This is a genomic window from Bisbaumannia salifodinae, from assembly GCF_055388505.1.
This window is the reverse complement of the sequence record NZ_AP043781.1, coordinates 2,066,358-2,083,416: the sequence shown is the minus strand read 5'-3', so window position 1 is coordinate 2,083,416 and position 17,059 is coordinate 2,066,358. Positions and strand designations below refer to the sequence as shown.

At 65.9% G+C, this 17,059-nt stretch carries 18 protein-coding genes; 6 read left to right on the top strand and 12 right to left on the bottom strand.

The window, feature by feature from the left end:
• Positions 1-212 precede the first annotated feature (212 nt).
• A complete protein-coding gene (locus ACZ5EF_RS09430) occupies positions 213-1,349 on the top strand; it encodes a tyrosine-type recombinase/integrase (RefSeq protein ID WP_346062410.1) in 1,137 nt (378 codons plus the stop codon).
• Between the two features lie 36 nt (positions 1,350-1,385).
• Positions 1,386-1,811, top strand: a complete 426-nt coding sequence (locus ACZ5EF_RS09425; RefSeq protein WP_346062411.1) for a SufE family protein — start codon at positions 1,386-1,388, stop codon at positions 1,809-1,811.
• A gap of 33 nt (positions 1,812-1,844) precedes the next feature.
• Here the strand turns inward: ACZ5EF_RS09425 and ACZ5EF_RS09420 are convergent, their stop codons facing one another.
• The 12 genes from ACZ5EF_RS09420 to gorA all read right to left on the bottom strand — a co-directional run bounded on the left by ACZ5EF_RS09420 (position 1,845) and on the right by gorA (position 12,364).
• On the bottom strand, positions 1,845-2,213 hold the full coding sequence (locus ACZ5EF_RS09420; RefSeq protein ID WP_346062412.1) for a ribbon-helix-helix domain-containing protein: 369 nt from the start codon (positions 2,211-2,213) through the stop codon (positions 1,845-1,847).
• Between the two features lie 74 nt (positions 2,214-2,287).
• Complete coding sequence (locus ACZ5EF_RS09415; RefSeq protein WP_346062413.1) at positions 2,288-2,869, bottom strand: DJ-1/PfpI family protein; 582 nt, start codon at positions 2,867-2,869, stop codon at positions 2,288-2,290.
• A 123-nt stretch (positions 2,870-2,992) separates the two neighbouring features.
• A complete protein-coding gene (yidD, locus tag ACZ5EF_RS09410; protein ID WP_379729778.1) occupies positions 2,993-3,352 on the bottom strand; it encodes a membrane protein insertion efficiency factor YidD in 360 nt (119 codons plus the stop codon).
• A gap of 1 nt (position 3,353) precedes the next feature.
• Positions 3,354-3,800, bottom strand: a complete 447-nt coding sequence (gene hisI, locus ACZ5EF_RS09405) for a phosphoribosyl-AMP cyclohydrolase (RefSeq protein ID WP_346062414.1) — start codon at positions 3,798-3,800, stop codon at positions 3,354-3,356.
• Between the two features lie 39 nt (positions 3,801-3,839).
• Positions 3,840-4,319: a transcriptional repressor gene (locus ACZ5EF_RS09400; protein WP_346062415.1), complete on the bottom strand. Its 480-nt coding sequence runs from the start codon at positions 4,317-4,319 to the stop codon at positions 3,840-3,842.
• 143 nt (positions 4,320-4,462) lie between these two features.
• A complete protein-coding gene (locus ACZ5EF_RS09395; protein WP_346062505.1) occupies positions 4,463-5,452 on the bottom strand; it encodes an alpha-L-glutamate ligase-like protein in 990 nt (329 codons plus the stop codon).
• 26 nt (positions 5,453-5,478) lie between these two features.
• A complete protein-coding gene (locus ACZ5EF_RS09390) occupies positions 5,479-6,984 on the bottom strand; it encodes a UUP1 family membrane protein (protein ID WP_346062416.1) in 1,506 nt (501 codons plus the stop codon).
• 80 nt (positions 6,985-7,064) lie between these two features.
• Entirely contained in the window at positions 7,065-7,934 is an 870-nt protein-coding gene (locus ACZ5EF_RS09385; RefSeq protein WP_346062417.1) for an ATP-dependent zinc protease family protein, read from the bottom strand.
• Positions 7,935-8,323: 389 nt separating this feature from the next.
• Positions 8,324-8,740 carry an ectoine synthase gene (locus ACZ5EF_RS09380; protein ID WP_346062418.1) on the bottom strand — a complete coding sequence of 139 codons (417 nt, stop codon included), beginning with the start codon at positions 8,738-8,740 and terminating at the stop codon, positions 8,324-8,326.
• 78 nt (positions 8,741-8,818) lie between these two features.
• Positions 8,819-10,081 (bottom strand): diaminobutyrate--2-oxoglutarate transaminase, encoded by a 1,263-nt coding sequence (gene ectB / locus ACZ5EF_RS09375; protein ID WP_346062419.1) that lies wholly within the window; start codon positions 10,079-10,081, stop codon positions 8,819-8,821.
• A gap of 78 nt (positions 10,082-10,159) precedes the next feature.
• The gene (ectA, locus tag ACZ5EF_RS09370) at positions 10,160-10,738 is read right to left on the bottom strand and encodes a diaminobutyrate acetyltransferase (RefSeq protein ID WP_346062420.1); all 579 of its coding nucleotides are present in this window, start codon (positions 10,736-10,738) and stop codon (positions 10,160-10,162) included.
• Between the two features lie 255 nt (positions 10,739-10,993).
• Positions 10,994-12,364 carry a glutathione-disulfide reductase gene (gorA, locus tag ACZ5EF_RS09365; RefSeq protein WP_346062421.1) on the bottom strand — a complete coding sequence of 457 codons (1,371 nt, stop codon included), beginning with the start codon at positions 12,362-12,364 and terminating at the stop codon, positions 10,994-10,996.
• A 213-nt stretch (positions 12,365-12,577) separates the two neighbouring features.
• On the opposite strand from gorA, the gene can reads away from it, so the two are divergent.
• The 4 genes from can (at position 12,578) to ACZ5EF_RS09345 (ending at position 17,058) form a co-directional block, all read left to right on the top strand.
• Positions 12,578-13,225 carry a carbonate dehydratase gene (gene can / locus ACZ5EF_RS09360; RefSeq protein WP_346062422.1) on the top strand — a complete coding sequence of 216 codons (648 nt, stop codon included), beginning with the start codon at positions 12,578-12,580 and terminating at the stop codon, positions 13,223-13,225.
• Between the two features lie 172 nt (positions 13,226-13,397).
• Positions 13,398-14,969: an ABC transporter substrate-binding protein gene (locus ACZ5EF_RS09355; protein WP_346062423.1), complete on the top strand. Its 1,572-nt coding sequence runs from the start codon at positions 13,398-13,400 to the stop codon at positions 14,967-14,969.
• Between the two features lie 86 nt (positions 14,970-15,055).
• On the top strand, positions 15,056-16,105 hold the full coding sequence (locus ACZ5EF_RS09350; protein WP_346062424.1) for an ABC transporter permease: 1,050 nt from the start codon (positions 15,056-15,058) through the stop codon (positions 16,103-16,105).
• Positions 16,102-17,058: an ABC transporter permease gene (locus ACZ5EF_RS09345; protein WP_346062425.1), complete on the top strand. Its 957-nt coding sequence runs from the start codon at positions 16,102-16,104 to the stop codon at positions 17,056-17,058. The genes ACZ5EF_RS09350 and ACZ5EF_RS09345 overlap by 4 nt, the downstream gene beginning before the upstream one ends.
• Position 17,059: the final 1 nt, after the last annotated feature.

The following is a 17,059-nucleotide window of genomic DNA, read 5'->3' as shown; positions in this document are numbered from 1 at the left end:
ACGTAATACGTAATTTTATTTATTAAATAATAGATAAAGTCATGATTACGCGGCTTATCTTGATTTTCTTTTCCTTATGCGGGGATACTGGACAGCCAAGCGCCAAGCGCCAAGCTGTCAGCAGGGAGCCATAAGTGGTTGAACAAGAGGGAGAACTGTTCGGGGCAGGGGAGCCATTACTGGCATTGGAGTCGCTAGCACGGGGCGGGGAAGTGCTTCCTGAGGCTCCCGAGGGCGTCTCGACGGGCGTCCATATCGGTGCCGAGAGCGATATCGAGGCGGTGGGCCTATGGCTCACCGAGTATCGGGCCAGCCCCCAGACCTGGCGTGCCTATCGCCGCGAGGCGGAGCGGCTGCTGCTGTGGCTCGATGAGCAGGGGCTGCGCCTAAAGAAGGTGCGTCGGGAGCATCTCGACGCCTTCGAGGCCTTCCTCGGCGATCCGCGCCCCCAGGAGGCGTGGATCGGGCCGCCGCGCTCGCGGCGCTCGCCCGAGTGGCGACCCTTTCGCGGCCCATTGTCGCCGGCCAGCCGTCGCCAGAGCCTGGTGATCCTCCAGGGACTCTTCGCCTGGCTGGCGGAGGCGGGCTGGGTCGCCCATAACCCCTTCCGGTTGATGCGCGACAAGCGCCGCCGCCTGGACAATCGCCAGACCAGCATCGAGCGCTACCTGGAGCGGCCCCTCTGGGCCTGGTTCTGGGCGTGGCTCAATCGCCCGCCGGCGGAGCCCGCCACGCCACGCCAGCGCTTCGAGTGGCAGCGCCGGCGGTTCGTCTTCGGTTTCGCCTACCTGCTGGCCCCGCGGATCGCCGAGATCAGCGGCGCCCGCATGGGCGACTTTCGGCGTCGGGAGGGGCGCTGGTGGTGGGAAGTGATCGGCAAGGGGAGCAAGCGGGCGGTGATCCCGGTGCCGCCGGATATGCTCGACCTGCTTGGCGACTGGCGAGCCCAGTTGGGGCTGCCCCCCGAGCCGCTACCGGAGGAAGACGAGCCGCTCCTGCGTAGCCTGGACGGGCGCCGCGGCCTGGGTGACAACCGGCTTTATCGGCTGATACGCGAGAGCTTCGCGGCGGGGGCCGAGGCCCTGGAGGCCCAGGGGGATCCGCTGGGCGCCCGCCAGTTGCGTCGCGCCACCCCTCACTGGCTGCGCCACACCGCCCTGACCCACCAGGCCCAGGCCGGCGTGGAGCTGCGCTACCTGGCGGCCACGGCGCGGCATGCCCGCCTGGACACCACAGCCCGCTACCTGCATGCCGAGGCCGAGGAGTGGCATCGCCAGCAGGCGCGCCATGGGCTCGACCAGAAACAGGATAACCCAGGCCAGGGCAGGGCGGACGAGCCGGGGGAGTAGCCTGTATAATGGGGCCATAACCCGCGAGGAGTTTCCATGAGCATCGACACCACCGCCGAACAGGCGCAGCAGGAGCTGCTGGAAGAGTTCGAACTGTTCGATAACTGGATGGATCGCTACCAGTACATTATCGACCTGGGCAAGCAGCTGCCCGATTTCCCCGACGAGTGGAAGCGTGACGAGCACAAGATCCAGGGCTGTCAATCCAATGTGTGGATGCGCCACCGGCTGGAGGAAGGGCGCCTGCACTTCGACGCCATTTCCGACGCCGCCATCGTCTCGGGGCTGATCGCCGTGCTGCTGCGCATCTACAGCGACCGTCCGCCGGCGGAGATCCGCGACACCCAGCCCGACTTCCTCGCCGCCCTGGGGCTCGACAAGCATCTGTCGCCGACCCGCAGCAACGGCCTGCATGCCATGCTGGGACGCATCTATGAGGTGGCCGAGCGGGCCGCCGCCTGAATTCTGGCCTTATCAAGTGAGCAACGATACCGGCTAGGCCTCGGCGTATTGCTGCGCAGGCGCTCTGCGTTGCCGCTCCCGGGCCAGGATCGCCTCGGCATCCAGGTCGGCGATGGCGCCTTCGGCGGGGATCTCTCCGGCCAGCCGCAGGGCCTGGTAACGCCCACAGCAGACCCGCAGGAAGGAGGCGAAACCGCCCTGGTCATGGCCGGCCTCGTCGCACTCCCGGGAGAGCCGGCCGATAAGCCGAGCGAGACTATGGCCATCGCGGCGGGCGATCTCCTCCAGCACCTCCCAGTAGAAGCGCTCCAGGCGCACGCTGGTGGACACCCCGTCCAGGCGCAGCGAGCGGGTCTGCGCCTCCCATAGACTCGGATCGGCACCAATAAAGAGTCTGCACATGTCACTTGCCTCCCTTGCTGGTGGGCCAAGGCCACCAGAATGGCGCCCCTGGCCCGGTGACACAAGGGGAGCGCTCAGGGGGCGAGCCGCGCCCCCAGCGCGGCCATAAATTGCGCCAGCCAGTCGGGATGGGCGGGCCAGGCCGGCGCGGTGACCAGGCGGCCATCGGTAACGGCGGCATCCACGGCGATATCGGCATAGTGACCGCCGGCGAGCTCCACCTCGGGACGGCAGGCCGGGTAGGCGGCACAGCGCCGCCCCTCCAGCACCCTGGCGGCGGCCAACAGCTGGGCGCCGTGACAGATCGCCGCCACCGGCTTGTCGGTGTCGAAGAAGTGGCGCACCAGGGCGATGACCTTCTCGTTCAAGCGCAGGTACTCCGGGGCGCGTCCACCGGGAATCACCAAGCCGTCATAATCGTCCGCCGTCACGCCGGCGAAATCGGCATTGAGGGCAAAGCGGTGGCCGGGCTTCTCGGTATAGGTCTGGTCGCCTTCGAAGTCGTGGATGGCGGTGGCCACGGTGTCACCGGCGACCTTGTCGGGGCAGACCGCATCGACCCGATAGCCCACCGCCTGCAGGGCCTGGAAGGGCACCATAATCTCGTAGTCCTCGACGAAATCTCCACACAACAGCAGCAGTCGTTTGGCAGACATGGCGTCACTCCTCTTGGCTATCTTGTGATGGGATTCTCCGGCGCACGCGGAGGGAATCACTCTGGCATAGTGATGAGCGGGTGAGGTGGTAGCGGGCTACTACAGGGCGGCGAGGGGAGGGGCTTAGTGGTGGCGGCAGGCGTCGTCGCGGGGACGAAAGTGCTCATCGAGCTCGGGATCCTCGCGACACAGCCGCTCGCTTGGCCCGCCGGGCACCGGGTCGATGCCCCCCTCGGCGCCGGGGTGACAGCGCAGGATACGCCGCAGGGCGAGCCAGCCGCCCGCGAGGGGGCCATGCACCCGCAGGGCTTCCACCGTGTAGTGGGAACAGGTGGGCCAGTAGCGGCAGCGGGGGCCCAGCAGGGGGCTGATGCCCCACTGGTAGATGCGCACCAGGCCGATCATTAGCCCGCCCAGCAAGCGGCTTGCCGGGTCAATCAGGCCGCGTGACAGCGCGGCGAGCCCACCGGCCAGGCGGTGCATCTTACGCCTTGCCCTTGGCGTAGAGGGCGTCGGGGTCGATCAGCGGCTCACTGGCGATGCGCGCCTGATCGGCATCCAGGGTCACGTAGAAGCAGTGGCGGCGTCCGGTGTGGCAGGCGGGGCCGGTCTGCTCGACCTGCAGCAGCAGGGTATCGCCGTCACAGTCCAGGGCGGCGGCCTTGAGGTGCTGCTGCTGACCGGAGGTCTCGCCCTTGCGCCACAGCTTGCCCCGGGAGCGTGACCAGTAGCAGACCCGCCCGCTGCGCAGGGTTTCTTCCAGGGCCTCGCGGTTCATCCAGGCCATCATCAACACCTCGCCGCTGTCGTGCTGCTGGGCGATGGCGGGGATCAGGCCGGCCTCATTCCAGGCCACGGCATCCAGCAGCCGCGCGGTCGACTCGGTGGTGTCCAGGGGGGCGCGCTCCAGCGCCTTGAAAAGCTCGCTCATGGGATTCTCATGATTAGGATGGGGTGGGCGGCGATGGGGCTAACCCTGACTCGCCTCCAGGGTCGGCGCCTCCTCGGCCCTGGCGTGGCGGCAATCGTCGCAGCTGCCCAGCAGCTCGATGGTCTGGCGCTCGACGCGGAAGCCCAGTTCCCGGGCGCGGCCCGCCAGTTGGGCATCGAGATCATCCAGATGCAGCTCCTCGACGCGGCCGCAGTGGCGGCAGATCAATAGCTGGAAGCCATGGGCATGCTCCGGGCAAGGGCAGGCCACATAGGCATTCAGGGACTCGATGCGATGCACCAGGCCCTGCTCGATCAGAAAGTCGAGGGCCCGATAGACGGTGGGCGGACGCGCCGCCGCATGCTCCAGGGCGAGCCGATCCAGCAGGTCGTAGGCCTTCAGGCCACCCGGGGAGTCGGCGATCAATGCCAGCACGCGGCGCCGGATGGGCGTGAAGCGTACGCCTCTGGTCTGGCACTGCTGCTCGGCCCGCTCGAGCAGTTGTCGGGAATGGGGCATGAAAAACTGTCCTGTCGATACCAGTCAACAGTCTACCAGAGGCGGGACGCCCCGACAGCCTGGCGGCGGCTGTCGGGGTGGCACCGTACCGGGCGCCGGAAGCCCGGAGCGACGGGCGAAGGCCGCCCGTTCGGGCGACGGAGTCAGGCCGGCACCGTGCTGGGCTCCGGCAGCTCGGAGCGACGGGCGAAGTGGTGCTGGGCGAAGGCCACTCGCTCGGCCACCGAGACCCCGGCCGGTTGCCGTTCGATCAGGTCCAGGCGTTCACGCAGGCCCTCGCCATTGGCCATCTGAATCGCCAGGCCGGGACGGGCATTGAGCTCCAGCAGCATGGGGCCATGGCGCCGGTCGAGCACCATATCGGTGCCCAGGTAACCGAGACCGGTCATCTCATAGCAGCCGGCGGCCAGGGTCAGCAGGGTCGTCCAACTGGGGATCCTCAGGCTGGCCAGCTCATGCCCGGTGTCCGGGTGGCTGGCCTGCGGGCGGTCGAACTGGACCCCGCGCAGTGCCGTGCCGCTGGCGATATCCAGGCCCACCCCCACGGCGCCCTGGTGGAGGTTGGCCTTGCCATCCGAGGCCGCGGTGGAGAGGCGCATCATGGCCATCACCGGGTAGCCGCGAAAGACGATGACGCGGATGTCCGGCACCCCCTCGTAGGTGTATTCGGTGAGGGACTCCTCGAAATGGATTAGATCCTCGATCACCGCCACGTCCGGCGAGCCGCCCAGGGAGTAGAGGCCGGAGAGAATATTGGAGACATGCCGCTCCAGGTCTTCGCGACTCAGGTGGGCACCGCTGGGCTTCACGTAGGCCTCACCATCGCGCCCCTCGATGACCAGAATACCCTTGCCGCCGCTGCCCTTGGCGGGCTTGATCACGAAGCCCGGCCGCTCTTCGACCAAGGCCGCCACCTGCTTGACGCCGAACTGGGTGGTCACGGTACCGATCAGTGCCGGGGTGGTGATGCCATACCGCTCCGCCAGGAGCTTGGTCTTGAGCTTGTCGTCCACCAGCGGGTAGAGATGGCGATCATTGTAGCGGCCGATATAGCGGATATTCCGGCGGTTCATGCCGATGATGCCCTTGGCCCTCAGGCGACCGGGGCTGGTCCAGGCCAACGCCCAGCTCAGCAGGCTCGAGGTCGACGCCGTCATGATCAATCCTCCGCCGCCGGCTTGAAGCGGCGCAGCTCCAGCAAGCGGTAGCCGGTGTAGTTACCCGCCAGCAGGATCAGCGACATCAGCACCAGCTGCAGCCCCAGGAAGTTGAAGGTGACATGGCGGATCCAGGGATTGTTCATGGCCAGGTAGGCCAGTACCGCGGTGAGCAGGCTGCCGCCGCCCTGGATCAGCACTTCCTTGGGGCCTTCCTCCTCCCACAGGATCGACATCCGCTCGATGGTCCAGGCGAGGATGATCATCGGGAAGAAGGTGATGGTCAGGCCGGCATTGAGGCCGAAGCGGTAGGAGAGCACCGAGAAGATGGAGATGATGGCGATGACCGTGATGATCACCGCCGACACTCTCGCCACCAATAGCAAGTTGAGATGGGAGAGATAACTGCGAATCACCAGGCCCACGGCCACCACCAGCAGGAAGCCGATCAGGCCGGTAAGCAGGCTGGTCTGAATAAAGGCCAGGGCGATCAGCACCGGCATAAAGGTGCCGGAGGTCTTGATCCCCACCAGGATGCGCAGGAGCACCACCACCAGGGCGCCGATGGGAATCAGCAGGATGGTCTGGAACAGCGCCTGCTCCTCCAGGGGCAGACTATGGATGGAGAAGTTGAGCAGGGTATCGTCGGCCAGTTGGCTGCGCACCGCCGAGGCCGCCGGCTGGTTGTGGGTGAGCATCGAGAAGCTGACCCGGGAGTTGCTGCCGCCCTGGACTTCCAGCACGGCCTGGCCGGCGGTCTCCCAGAGCAGCAGGTCATCGGGGCGTCCCTGTTCGCCCGTCTCCGGCTGGAAGAGCGCCCAATCATCGCCATCGAAGACCTGGATCCAGGAGGAGAGGTTCTGGCGGCGGCGACCGTCCTCCAGGTATAGCCCGCTGACTTCCCGGGCGGCGATGCCCGCCTCATTGAGCAAGCGTACCAGCAGGGGCGCTCGCTCGAACTGGGTGAGCAGCAGCCGGGCATTCTCGCCCTGGCGCTCGCCGGACATGTCGCGGATCAATTCCCGGGCGAAGGTATGCGGCGAGGCGCTGCGCGCCCAGGCGCGCTCGATCACCTGACGCGCCGCGGTATCGAAGGGGCGTTCCCAGAGAATCTGGCGGGGCAGGGCCGGTGGCTCCTGCAGGGGACCACGAGCGTCGGGGGCCGTCAGCATCTGTACCGTATAGTAGAGCTGCTGGGGGCCGCTGGCCTCGCGAATGGTCCATTGGGCACGGCGCCCCCCGTTCTCTTCGCGAAACGCCAGGCCATAGCCGGAGGAGGCGGTATGTTCGGTGAGCAGGCGATAGCCCTGCTGATGGTCCGGCAGGGCCATGTCCACGATCACCGGCTCGCCCCGGGCGGTGAGATTGATCTGGGCCTCGATCTCCCATACCTGGCGCTGCTCGCCGGGGAACCAGGGCACGTCGAATTGCAGATGGCGGTGCAGGCTGAGACCGATGCCGACCAGCATCAGCAGGCTCACCAGCAGATAGAAGGGCAGTCGCGACATGGCGGAGGCTTCCTTATGCATCCCGGCCGGGGGCAGGGCCACGGCCGGGGAATTAACGCGGGTCAGGCGACTTCAAACGCCTAGAGTTCGCTGTCGTCCTGGTCCAACGCCTCGTCGGCGGCGGCCTCATCGGCGGGACGCCCGCCGGCGTATTCCGGCCGGGGGTGCAGATAGCTCTCGGCCACATCGATCACCGCGATATCCATCATGAAACGGCGCCCCAACAGGACCGGATAATTGAGGTGACTACGATCATTGAGGGTGAACTCCACCGGCTGGCGGATCGGCCCCAGGGTCATCAGCAGGCTCACCACCGGGCGGGAATTGCTACCGACGGCCTGCAGAATCCGCACCCGGCGCTCCACCGGGGCCTCGATCCAGGCATCCCGCACGCCATCCACCACCACGTCATCCTCGTTGAGCCCCAGCTTGAAGCGCACCCAGTCCTGGCCGTCCCGCTCGAAGGGCGTGATCTCCCGGGCGGACAGGGAGGAGGTATTGGCACCGGAATCCACCCGTGCCTTGAGGTAGGTGCCCACTTCCGGCAGACCGACCCATTCCGCGCGCCCCAGTACCTGCATGCCATCCAGCTGCGAACTGTCGACTCCCTCGCACTGGGTGATCGGTCGAGGCGGCGCCTCGCGGCGATCCAGGGCATCCTGCATCTCGTGCAGGCGGTCTCCCAGCACGCGAATATCGGCCAGCAGGTAGCGGCCCAGTCGGGCCTGGCGATCCTGCCAATCCAGCCGAGTCTCGCAACGCTCCACCAGCCGCGACTCCAGGGACGCGATACGTGTCTCGAAGGCCTCGGCGCTGACGGGCGGCGGCCCGGGATCGGGAGCCGGCTGCTGGGCGCAGCCACCGAGCAGCAGGGAGAGGCCAATCCCGGCCAGGCCCAACCGGGTCGACGAGGAGAAAGGCGGGCGTCGAAATCGCGGCGAAGAGAACATGAGTCGGAAATGTGTCCTATATACGGGGCGTACCGTTTCGTTGGGGCTGCGATGGTTGCGGATAATACGAAGCGCCGGGCGCGGCTGTCCATGCCTGCGCGAGGAGAGACACTCAAGACGTTCTGATCGGTGTCGGCGTCTCCCGGAAACGGCGACCACATCATGACAGAGCGGCGAGGCCTGTCAATGCGCGGGGGGAATGGGGGGGGCGTTAAGCGGTCAGGATGATCTTGCGGGAGAGTCGCTGGCAGATACGATTTAACATAATATACATTATGCGAACTATTAGAGTGACCTAAACCCCGCCGACCGTAGCCCGATCCTTGGACGAGATGCACAACGCCCCCGACATGACTGCCGGGGGCTCCAATGACTCACCGCCCTCGTTCTTAAAGCGGCTGGCTATCGTTGGCCTCGTCGTCCGCCGGCGCATAGGAGCCGTCCTCGCGGTGCACCTCCTTGCCGGTCAGTCCCGGGGTGAAGACGCAGGCCAGGTGCATGGTCTTGGAGGCACGCAGCAGGTGTTCATCGTGCTGGTCGAGGATATAGATATCGCCCGGCTTGATCGGCCAGATCTTGCCGTCGGCCAGGGTCTCCACCTCGCCTTCACCCTCGATGCAGTAGACCGCCTCGAAGTGGTGCTTGTAGTGGATATGGGTCTCGGTCCCTTCATAGATGCGGGTGATATGAAAGGAACAGTTGCCGCCATCCTCGGCCAGGCTCAGGCGGGTGCTGTCCCAGTTGCCGTTCTCGGCCTTGACCAGGCGATCGCTCTTGCGAGCTTCTTCGAGATTGCGAACGATCATGGAGAAATCCTCATGCTGTGACGATGACGGGCGCCCTCGCCGGGCGCCCGGAAGATGTCAGGGGCGGATTGGCGCCGATCAGAAGACCGCCTTGACGCTGGCCTCGATGATATCCAGGGCCTCGAGCAGGTCCTCATCGCTGATGGTCAGCGGGCACAGGCACTTGACCGCCTGGCCATCATGGCCGCTGGTCTCGATCACCAGGCCGCGCTGGAAGGCCTCGGCGGTGATCTTGTCGGCGCGCTCGCCGGTGCCCACGTCCAGGGCGCGCATCAGGCCGCGACCGCGCTCGGAGGCCGGGATGCCCTTCTCGCCCAGGTAGTCGGCCAGCTGCTGGAAGCGCTCGGCGACGATGCGCCCCTTGCGCTGAACGTCGCGCTCGAGGGTGTCATCGCTCCAGTAGGTACGCAGCGCGGCGGCGGCGGTGACCATGGCCAGGGCGAAGCCGCGGAAGGTGCCGTTGTACTGGCCCGGTTTCCACTTGTCGAGCTCGGGACGCATCAGCACATGGGCGAACGGCAGGCCATAGCCGGACAGCGACTTGGAGTTGGTCACGATATCCGGGGTGATGCCGGCGTGTTCGAAGCTGAAGAACTTGCCGGTACGGCCACAGCCGGCCTGGATATCGTCGATGATCAGCAGGATCTGGTGATCGCGGCAGATCCGCTCCAGGCGCTTGAGCCAGTCGAGGCCGGCGGGGTTGATGCCGCCCTCCCCCTGCACCGTCTCGACGATCACCGCGGCGGGCAGGTCGAGGCCGCTGGAGTTGTCGCCCAGCAGCTTCTCGAAGTAATCGAGGGTATCCACGGCCTCGCCCAGGTAACCATCGAAGGGCAGGAAGGCCGCCCCCTGGGTGGGGATACCGCCGGTGGCTTCGCGGAACTTGCGGTTACCGGTGGTGGCCAGGGCCCCCATGGTCACGCCATGGAAGCCGTTGGTGAAGGAGATGATGTTATGGCGACCGGTGGCCACCCGCGCCAGGCGAATGGCGGCTTCCACCGCATTGGTCCCGGTGGGACCCGGCAGATGCACCTTGTAGTCCAGGCCGCGCGGCTTGAGGATCACCTCATCGAGGGCCTCCAGGTAGTCACGCTTGGCTGCGGTCCACATGTCCAGGCCATGGACGATGCCATCGGAGGCCAGGTAATCGAGCAACGCCTGCTTGATCTTGGGGTTGTTGTGGCCATAGTTGAGGGTGCCGGCACCGGCCAGGAAGTCGATGTACTCCTTGCCATTCTCGGCGGTCAAGCGTGCTCCCTGGGCCTTGGTGAAGACCACCGGGAAGGAACGGGAATAGGTACGAACATCGGATTCCATGCGTTCGAGAATCTGGGTTTGCATAGGATCTCCTAGCGAATCGGGAATAAATAGAGGAAATGGCGCCGATCAGGCTGTCGACGCCATCACAAAGACGGGAACTTAGATATGCGCCGGCTGGAAGGGGCCGATACGCACCAGGTTTTCCGGGTCGTGCTCGCCACCGAGCTGATCGGTGGAGAAGTATTCACGGCTATTGAGGGGCGCCTGCCAGCGATCGGCCAGGCGGGTGAAGAGCCCCCAGGACGCCTCGTTGTCCGGCGTGATGGTGGTCTCCAGGTGGCGCACCTCGCCCTGCTCCTCGCGGTGCATCACCGCCTCGACCAGGCGACGGGCCAGGCCGGTGCCACGGGCCTTCTCGCCCACGGCCACCTGCCACAGGAAATAGGTGTCGGGCGCATTGCTCTTCACGTAGCCGGAGACGAAGCCGACGATTTCGCCCTCCTCGTTAGTGGCCACCGCGCAGGTGTCGCGGAACTGGGTGGCCAGCAGCAGGTAGGCGTAGGCGGAGTTCACGTCCAGCGGCGGGCACGCCTTGACCAGCTCGTAGATGCCCCAGCCGTCGTCCGGGTTGGGCTTGCGAATAAACAGCGGTGACTGGGGATTGCCCACCACGGCATCGGCCACGCTGGGGCGGGCCAGATCGGCGGAGGGGGTGAAGGGATGCGTCGATACGTTCATGGTTATAGTTCGCTATTGGCGAATTCGCCCAATACGATAACAAGGATTTATGCGTAAATCAAAATGGGCCTTATCATCGCTGAGCTTATCCATAATTCGTGGTTATGATCCCTGGGCGGGGCGCCCATCGTCTTTCAGTTTAGTCCTCTCCCGAGCGACCATCATCGCCGCCCAGACACGACGAAGGCCACCCCCAAGGGATGGCCTTCAGCATGCCGGCGGCGGATGACGCCGCGATGACGACAAGGCTAACGCTTAGTCGGGATAGCGACGGCTGACGCTGCGCAGGGTCACGAACTCCTCGGCACCGGTGGGATGAATGCCCACGGTGGCGTCGAAGTCGGCCTTGGTCAAGCCGGCGCGCACGGCGATAGCGATGCCCTGGATCACCTCACCGGCCTCCTCGCCTACCATATGGGCCCCCACCACCACGTCGCTTTCGTCATCGACGATCAGCTTCATCAGGCAGCGCTCCTCGCTGCCGGAGAGGGTGTGCTTCATGGGCCGGAAGTCGGTGCGATAGACGCGGATGGCGCCGCATTGCTCGCGGGCCGCTTCTTCCGAGAGCCCCACGGTGCCGATATTGGGATGACAGAAGACCGCGGTGGCGATCTTGTCATAGTCGAGCGGCTTGGGGGTGCCCTCGCCGAAGTGGGCCTGCACCATCTGCATGGCCTCGGCCAGGGCCACCGGGGTCAGCTCCGGGCCGCCGGTGATATCGCCGAGGGCGAGCAGCGAAGGCACCGAGGTCTCGAAGCGCTCGTTGACCCTGAGGGTGCCGTCGTCATTGAGCTCGACGCCCAGCTCGTCCAGACCCAGGCCGGCCAGGTTGGGCTTGCGCCCGGTGGCCGCCAGCACCGCATCCACTTCCAGCACCTCGCCGCTGGTCAGCATCACCTTGAGGACCTCACCCTCCTTGTCGATGCGCTCGATATTGGTCTCGAAATGGAGGTTGACGCCCTTCTTGGCCATTTCGTCCCGGGTAAACTCCCGCACCTCGTTGTCGAAGCCGCGCAGGAACAGCTCGCCGCGGTAGACCAGGTGAGTCTCGCTGCCCAGGCCGTTGAAGATGCTGGCGAACTCCACGGCGATATAGCCGCCACCCAGCACCAGGAAGCGCCGGGGGAAGGCCTCCAGGTCGAAGACCCGGTTGGAATCCAGGGCATGCTCCTTGCCGGGGAAGTCCGGCACCCAGGGCCAGCCGCCGGTGGCCACCAGGATCTTCTCGGCGCGGATCACCTCGCCGGCCACCTCGACACGCTGGGCATCCAGCACCCTGGCGCGGCCGTTGATCAGGCGCACCCCGGCGCCCTCCAGCAGGCGGCCATAGATGCCGTTGAGGCGCTTGATCTCTTCGATCTTGTTGTCACGCAGGGTGGCCCAGTCGAAGCGCGGCGCCTCGGGCAGGCGCCAGCCGAAGCCGGCGCTGTCCTCGAAGGCATCATGGAAATGGGCCGCATAGGAGTAGAGCTTCTTGGGGACGCAGCCGACGTTGACGCAGGTGCCCCCCAGGTAGCGATCCTCGGCCACCGCCACCCGGGCGCCGCTGGCCGCCGCGGTGCGAGCGGCGCGAACGCCGCCGGAGCCGGCGCCGATGACGAAGAGGTCATAATCGAACTGAGACACGAAATTCTCCTGAAACCTTGGGTCGTAAATCATCGGGAAGATGATACCACCGGGACCCCGACTTGGCAGACTCTCGAGTGGATAGTCGATAACTATCAAAGTGATAGATCACCGCGCAATCGACGGATCACTTTGGCCAGCAGCCGCGTTAGACTAGACGCTTCCGATGGCGCCTCCCCTGGCGCACCACCCGCCCACCAGAAGACCTGACGCATGAAAAAAGAGATCAAACGACTCGTCGAGCGCAATCGCCAATGGGCCGAGGGCATTCGCCAACAGGATCCCGGCTTCTTCGATCGCCTGGCCCAGCAACAGAACCCCGATTACCTGTGGATCGGCTGCTCCGATAGCCGGGTCCCGGCCAACCAGATCATCGACCTGCCCCCTGGCGAGGTCTTCGTGCATCGCAACGTGGCCAACCTGCTCCACCACAATGATCTCAATGCCCTCTCGGTGCTGCAGTACGCCGTCGAAGTGCTCCAGGTGCGCCATATCATGGTAGTGGGCCACTACGGCTGCGGCGGCGTGCGCGCCGCCGTCAGCGGCGGCGACAACGGCATGGTGGATATCTGGCTGCACTCGGTGCGCGAGCTCTATGCCCGGCACCGGGAGGAACTGAGTCACCTGAGCCTGGAGGAACAGGTGGACCGCATGTGCGAGCTCAATGTCCAGGCCCAGGTCAATAACCTGTGCCGCACCAAGATCGTCCAGCATGCCTGGCAGCGGGGCCAGCCGCTGGCGGTACACGGCTGGGTCTATGGCCTCAAGGATGGCCATGTCACCGACCTGGGCTGCACGGTGGAACGCCTCGATCAGGTGGAGTCCCTCTACCGTATCGAAGGCCTGAACCCGGTCGGCTAGGACCCTACGGTGGCCCATCCCCCCTCTCCCATGGGGCCTGGGCCACCGCGTCCCCGGGCAATGATGCGGATGGCGTATAGGGCCAGTGAGTATTTCGATTGTCGCCCGTCCCTCCCGCTATCTATGGTTAGCGTCGTCACAACACATAACAACCCGTTAGGGATACGACGACATGACCTTCAAGAAGACCCTGCTGGCGTCCGTGATTGGCGCCACCCTGGCCGCCACCGCCCTCCCCGCCAGCGTCTCCGCCGAGACCCTGCGCATCGGCTACGCCGCCGACCCGGAGACCCTGGATATCCATGAACAGCTGTCCGGCGGCATGCTGCGCCTCTCGCATCTGGCCTTCGACCCCCTGGTGCGCTGGACCCAGGACTTCCAGTTCGAGCCGCGCCTGGCCACTTCCTGGGAGCAGGTCGACGACACCACCGTGCGCCTGAGCCTGCGCGATGACGTGACCTTCCACTCCGGCAACCCCTTCACCGCGGCCGACGTGGTCTGGACCCTCGAGCGCCTCAAGGAGAGCCCCGATTACCGGGCCATCTTCGAGCCGATCGCCGGGGCCGAGGCGATCGACGAGCATACCGTGGAGATCACCACCGACGGTCCCTACCCGCTGCTGCTCAACCTGGCCACCTATATCTTCCCGATGGACAGCCAGTTCTATGCCGGCACCACCGAGGATGGCCGCGACCGCGGCGAGATCGTCAAGGCCGGCAACTCCTTCGCCTCGCGCAATATCTCCGGCACCGGCCCCTTCGTTGTCACCGAGCGTCGCCAGGGCGTGCGGGTGGAGATGGAGCGCTTCGACGACTACTGGGACAGCGACAGCGAGGGCAATGTCTCGCGTATCGTGCTGACGCCCATCGCCGAGAACGCCGCCCGGGTCTCGGCCCTGCTCTCCGGCGGCGTCGACTTTATCGATGCGGTGCCCCCCAACGACCTGGAGCGGGTCCGCGAAGCCCAGGGCGTCGACCTGGTGGAGGTGCCCGGCACGCGGATCATCGGCCTGCAGCTCAATCAGGCGCGGGTCGAGGCCTTCGCCGATCCACGGGTGCGTCAGGCGGTGGCCTACGCCATCAATCAGGAGGGCATCGCCGATCGCCTGATGCGCGGCTTCGCCACGCCGGCGGCGCAGTTCTCGCCCCCCGGCTACTCCGGCCACAATCCGGAACTCGGGCCCCGTTACGACCTGGAGCGGGCCCAGGCGCTGATGGCCGAAGCCGGTTATGCCGATGGCTTCAGCATCGACATGATCGCCCCCAACAACCGCTACGTGAACGACGCCCAGATCGCCCAGGCGGTGGCCAACATGCTGGCGCGCATCAATATCGACGTGAACCTGCGCACCATGCCGCTGGCCCAGTACTGGCCCGAGTACGACGAGCGCACCTCCGACATGGCGATGATCGGCTGGCATGCCGACACCGAGGACAGCGCCAACTTCTTCCAGTACCTCTCCGCCTGCATCGACACCGAGACCGGCGCCGGCCAGTACAACTATGGCAGCTACTGCAACGAGGAGATCGATGCCCTGGTGGCCCGCGCCGACCGCGAGACCGATCTCGAGGCCCGCAATGCCATGCTCCAGGAGGCCGAGGCCAGGCTCCATGAGGACGCCGGCTATATCATGCTGCACTGGCAGAACCTGGCCTATGGCGCCCGCGATGGCGTGGACATTGCCCCGGTGGTCAATGCCCTCGACTTCCCCTACCTGGGCGACCTGGTGATCCAGGGCGAGTGATTCCCCCGGCCATCGCCCCGATGGCCGGCCCCTCGCCCGTGATGGGCGAGGGGTTCCGTTAGTGACACCCCAGACAGGCTTACCCCATGATCGCCTTTCTTACCAAGCGGCTGATGCACGCCCTGCTGGTGATGTTCATCATCAGCGTCATCGCCTTCGCCATCCAGGACAACCTGGGCGATCCCATCCAGCAGATGGTCGGCCAGTCGGTCCCCGAGAGCGAACGCGAGGCCCTGCGCGAGCAGTTCGGCCTCAACGACCCCTTCCATGTGCAGTATCTGCGCTTCGCCGGCAATGCCCTGAGCGGTGACTTCGGCACCTCCTACTTCTACCGGGAACCGGCACTGGAGGTGATCGCCCGTCACCTGCCGGCGACCCTCGAGCTGGTCTTCGGCGCCACCCTGCTGATCGTGCTGCTGTCGGTGCCCATCGGCGTCTACAGCGCCATCAAGCCCCGCGCCTTGCTCTCGCGCTTCTTTATGGGCGCCTCGATCATCGGCATCTCGATTCCGGTCTTCCTCACCGCCATCCTGCTGATCCAGGTCTTCTCCATCGGCATCTCGGTGAGCCTCTTCCCGGAGTCCACGGCCTGGGGCGCCTGGCTCAACGGCCTGCTCTCCACCGACGGCGGCATGCCCTCCTTCGGTCGCGGCCAGGACCTGGTGCCGGTGGTCGGCCACTGGGAGACCAACCTGGCCAGCCTCGGCGGCCTGAAGCACCTGGTGCTGCCCTCGGTGGCCCTGGCCTCCATCATGCTGCCGCTGTTCATCCGCCTGATTCGCGCCGAGATGATGGAAGTGCTGCAGTCGGAGTACGTCAAGTTCGCCCGGGCCAAGGGCATCGGCGTGCGGCGCATCTATTTCCTGCATGCCCTGAAGAACACCATGCTGCCGGTGATCACCGTCGGCGGGGTGCAGATCGGCACCATGGTCGCCTACACCATCCTCACCGAGACGGTCTTCCAGTGGCCCGGCATGGGGCTGATGTTCCTGGATGCTATCAACCGCGCCGATATCCCGCTGATCGTCGCCTACCTGATGATCGTCGGCGTCATCTTCGTGGTCACCAATACCCTGGTGGACCTGATCTATGGCCTGGTGAACCCCACCGTCAAACTGACAGGCAAGCCCGCATGAGTACCCATTCCTCACCCCCGGCGGCGACTCCGGCCGTCGGCCGCTGGCAGCGGCTGCGCGACTCCTATCTGTGGTACAGCTTCAAGCGCGACCGCGGCGCCCAGCTGTGCCTGGCGACCCTGCTCGCCCTGGTCGGCATGGCGCTGCTGGCCCCCTGGCTGGCCCCCACCGACCCCTACGACCTGGCGCAGATCGATATCCTCGCCTCGGAACTGCCGCCCTTCTGGATCGAGGGCAGTGACCCCGCCTACAGCCTGGGTACCGACGCCCAGGGGCGGGACCTGTGGTCGATCATCCTCTACGGCACCCGGGTGTCGCTGCTGATCGGCTTCGGCGCCGTGCTGCTCCAGGCCCTGCTGGGGGTGGTCTTCGGCCTGCTGGCCGGCTACCTGGGCGGCCGCGTGGATGCCCTGCTGATGCGCCTGGCGGATATCCAGCTCTCCTTCTCCACCCTGATGGTGGCCATCGTGGTGGGCGCCGTGGTCAAGGCCACCCTGGGCGGCAGCTTCTACAGCGACTACGCCATCCTGATGCTGATCCTGATCATCGGCCTGGCCGAGTGGCCCCAGTACGCCCGCACGGTGCGCGCCTCGGTGCTGGCCGAGAAGCGCAAGGAGTATGTGGACGCCGCCAAGGTGATGGGCCTGAAGTCGCGGCGCATCATGTTCCGCCATGTGCTGCCCAACACCCTGTCGCCGATCTTCGTCATCTCCACGGTGCAGATCGCCAACGCCATCATCTCCGAGGCGGCCCTCTCCTTCCTGGGACTGGGCATGCCGGAGACCCACCCGTCGCTGGGCTCGCTGATCAAGGCCGGCTTCGACTACCTGCAGTCCGGGGCCTGGTGGATCACCCTGATTCCCGGCGCCTTCCTGGTGGTGCTGGTGCTGTCGATCAACCTGCTCGGCGACTGGCTGCGCGACGTCATGAACCCGCGTCTCTACAAGGGCTAAG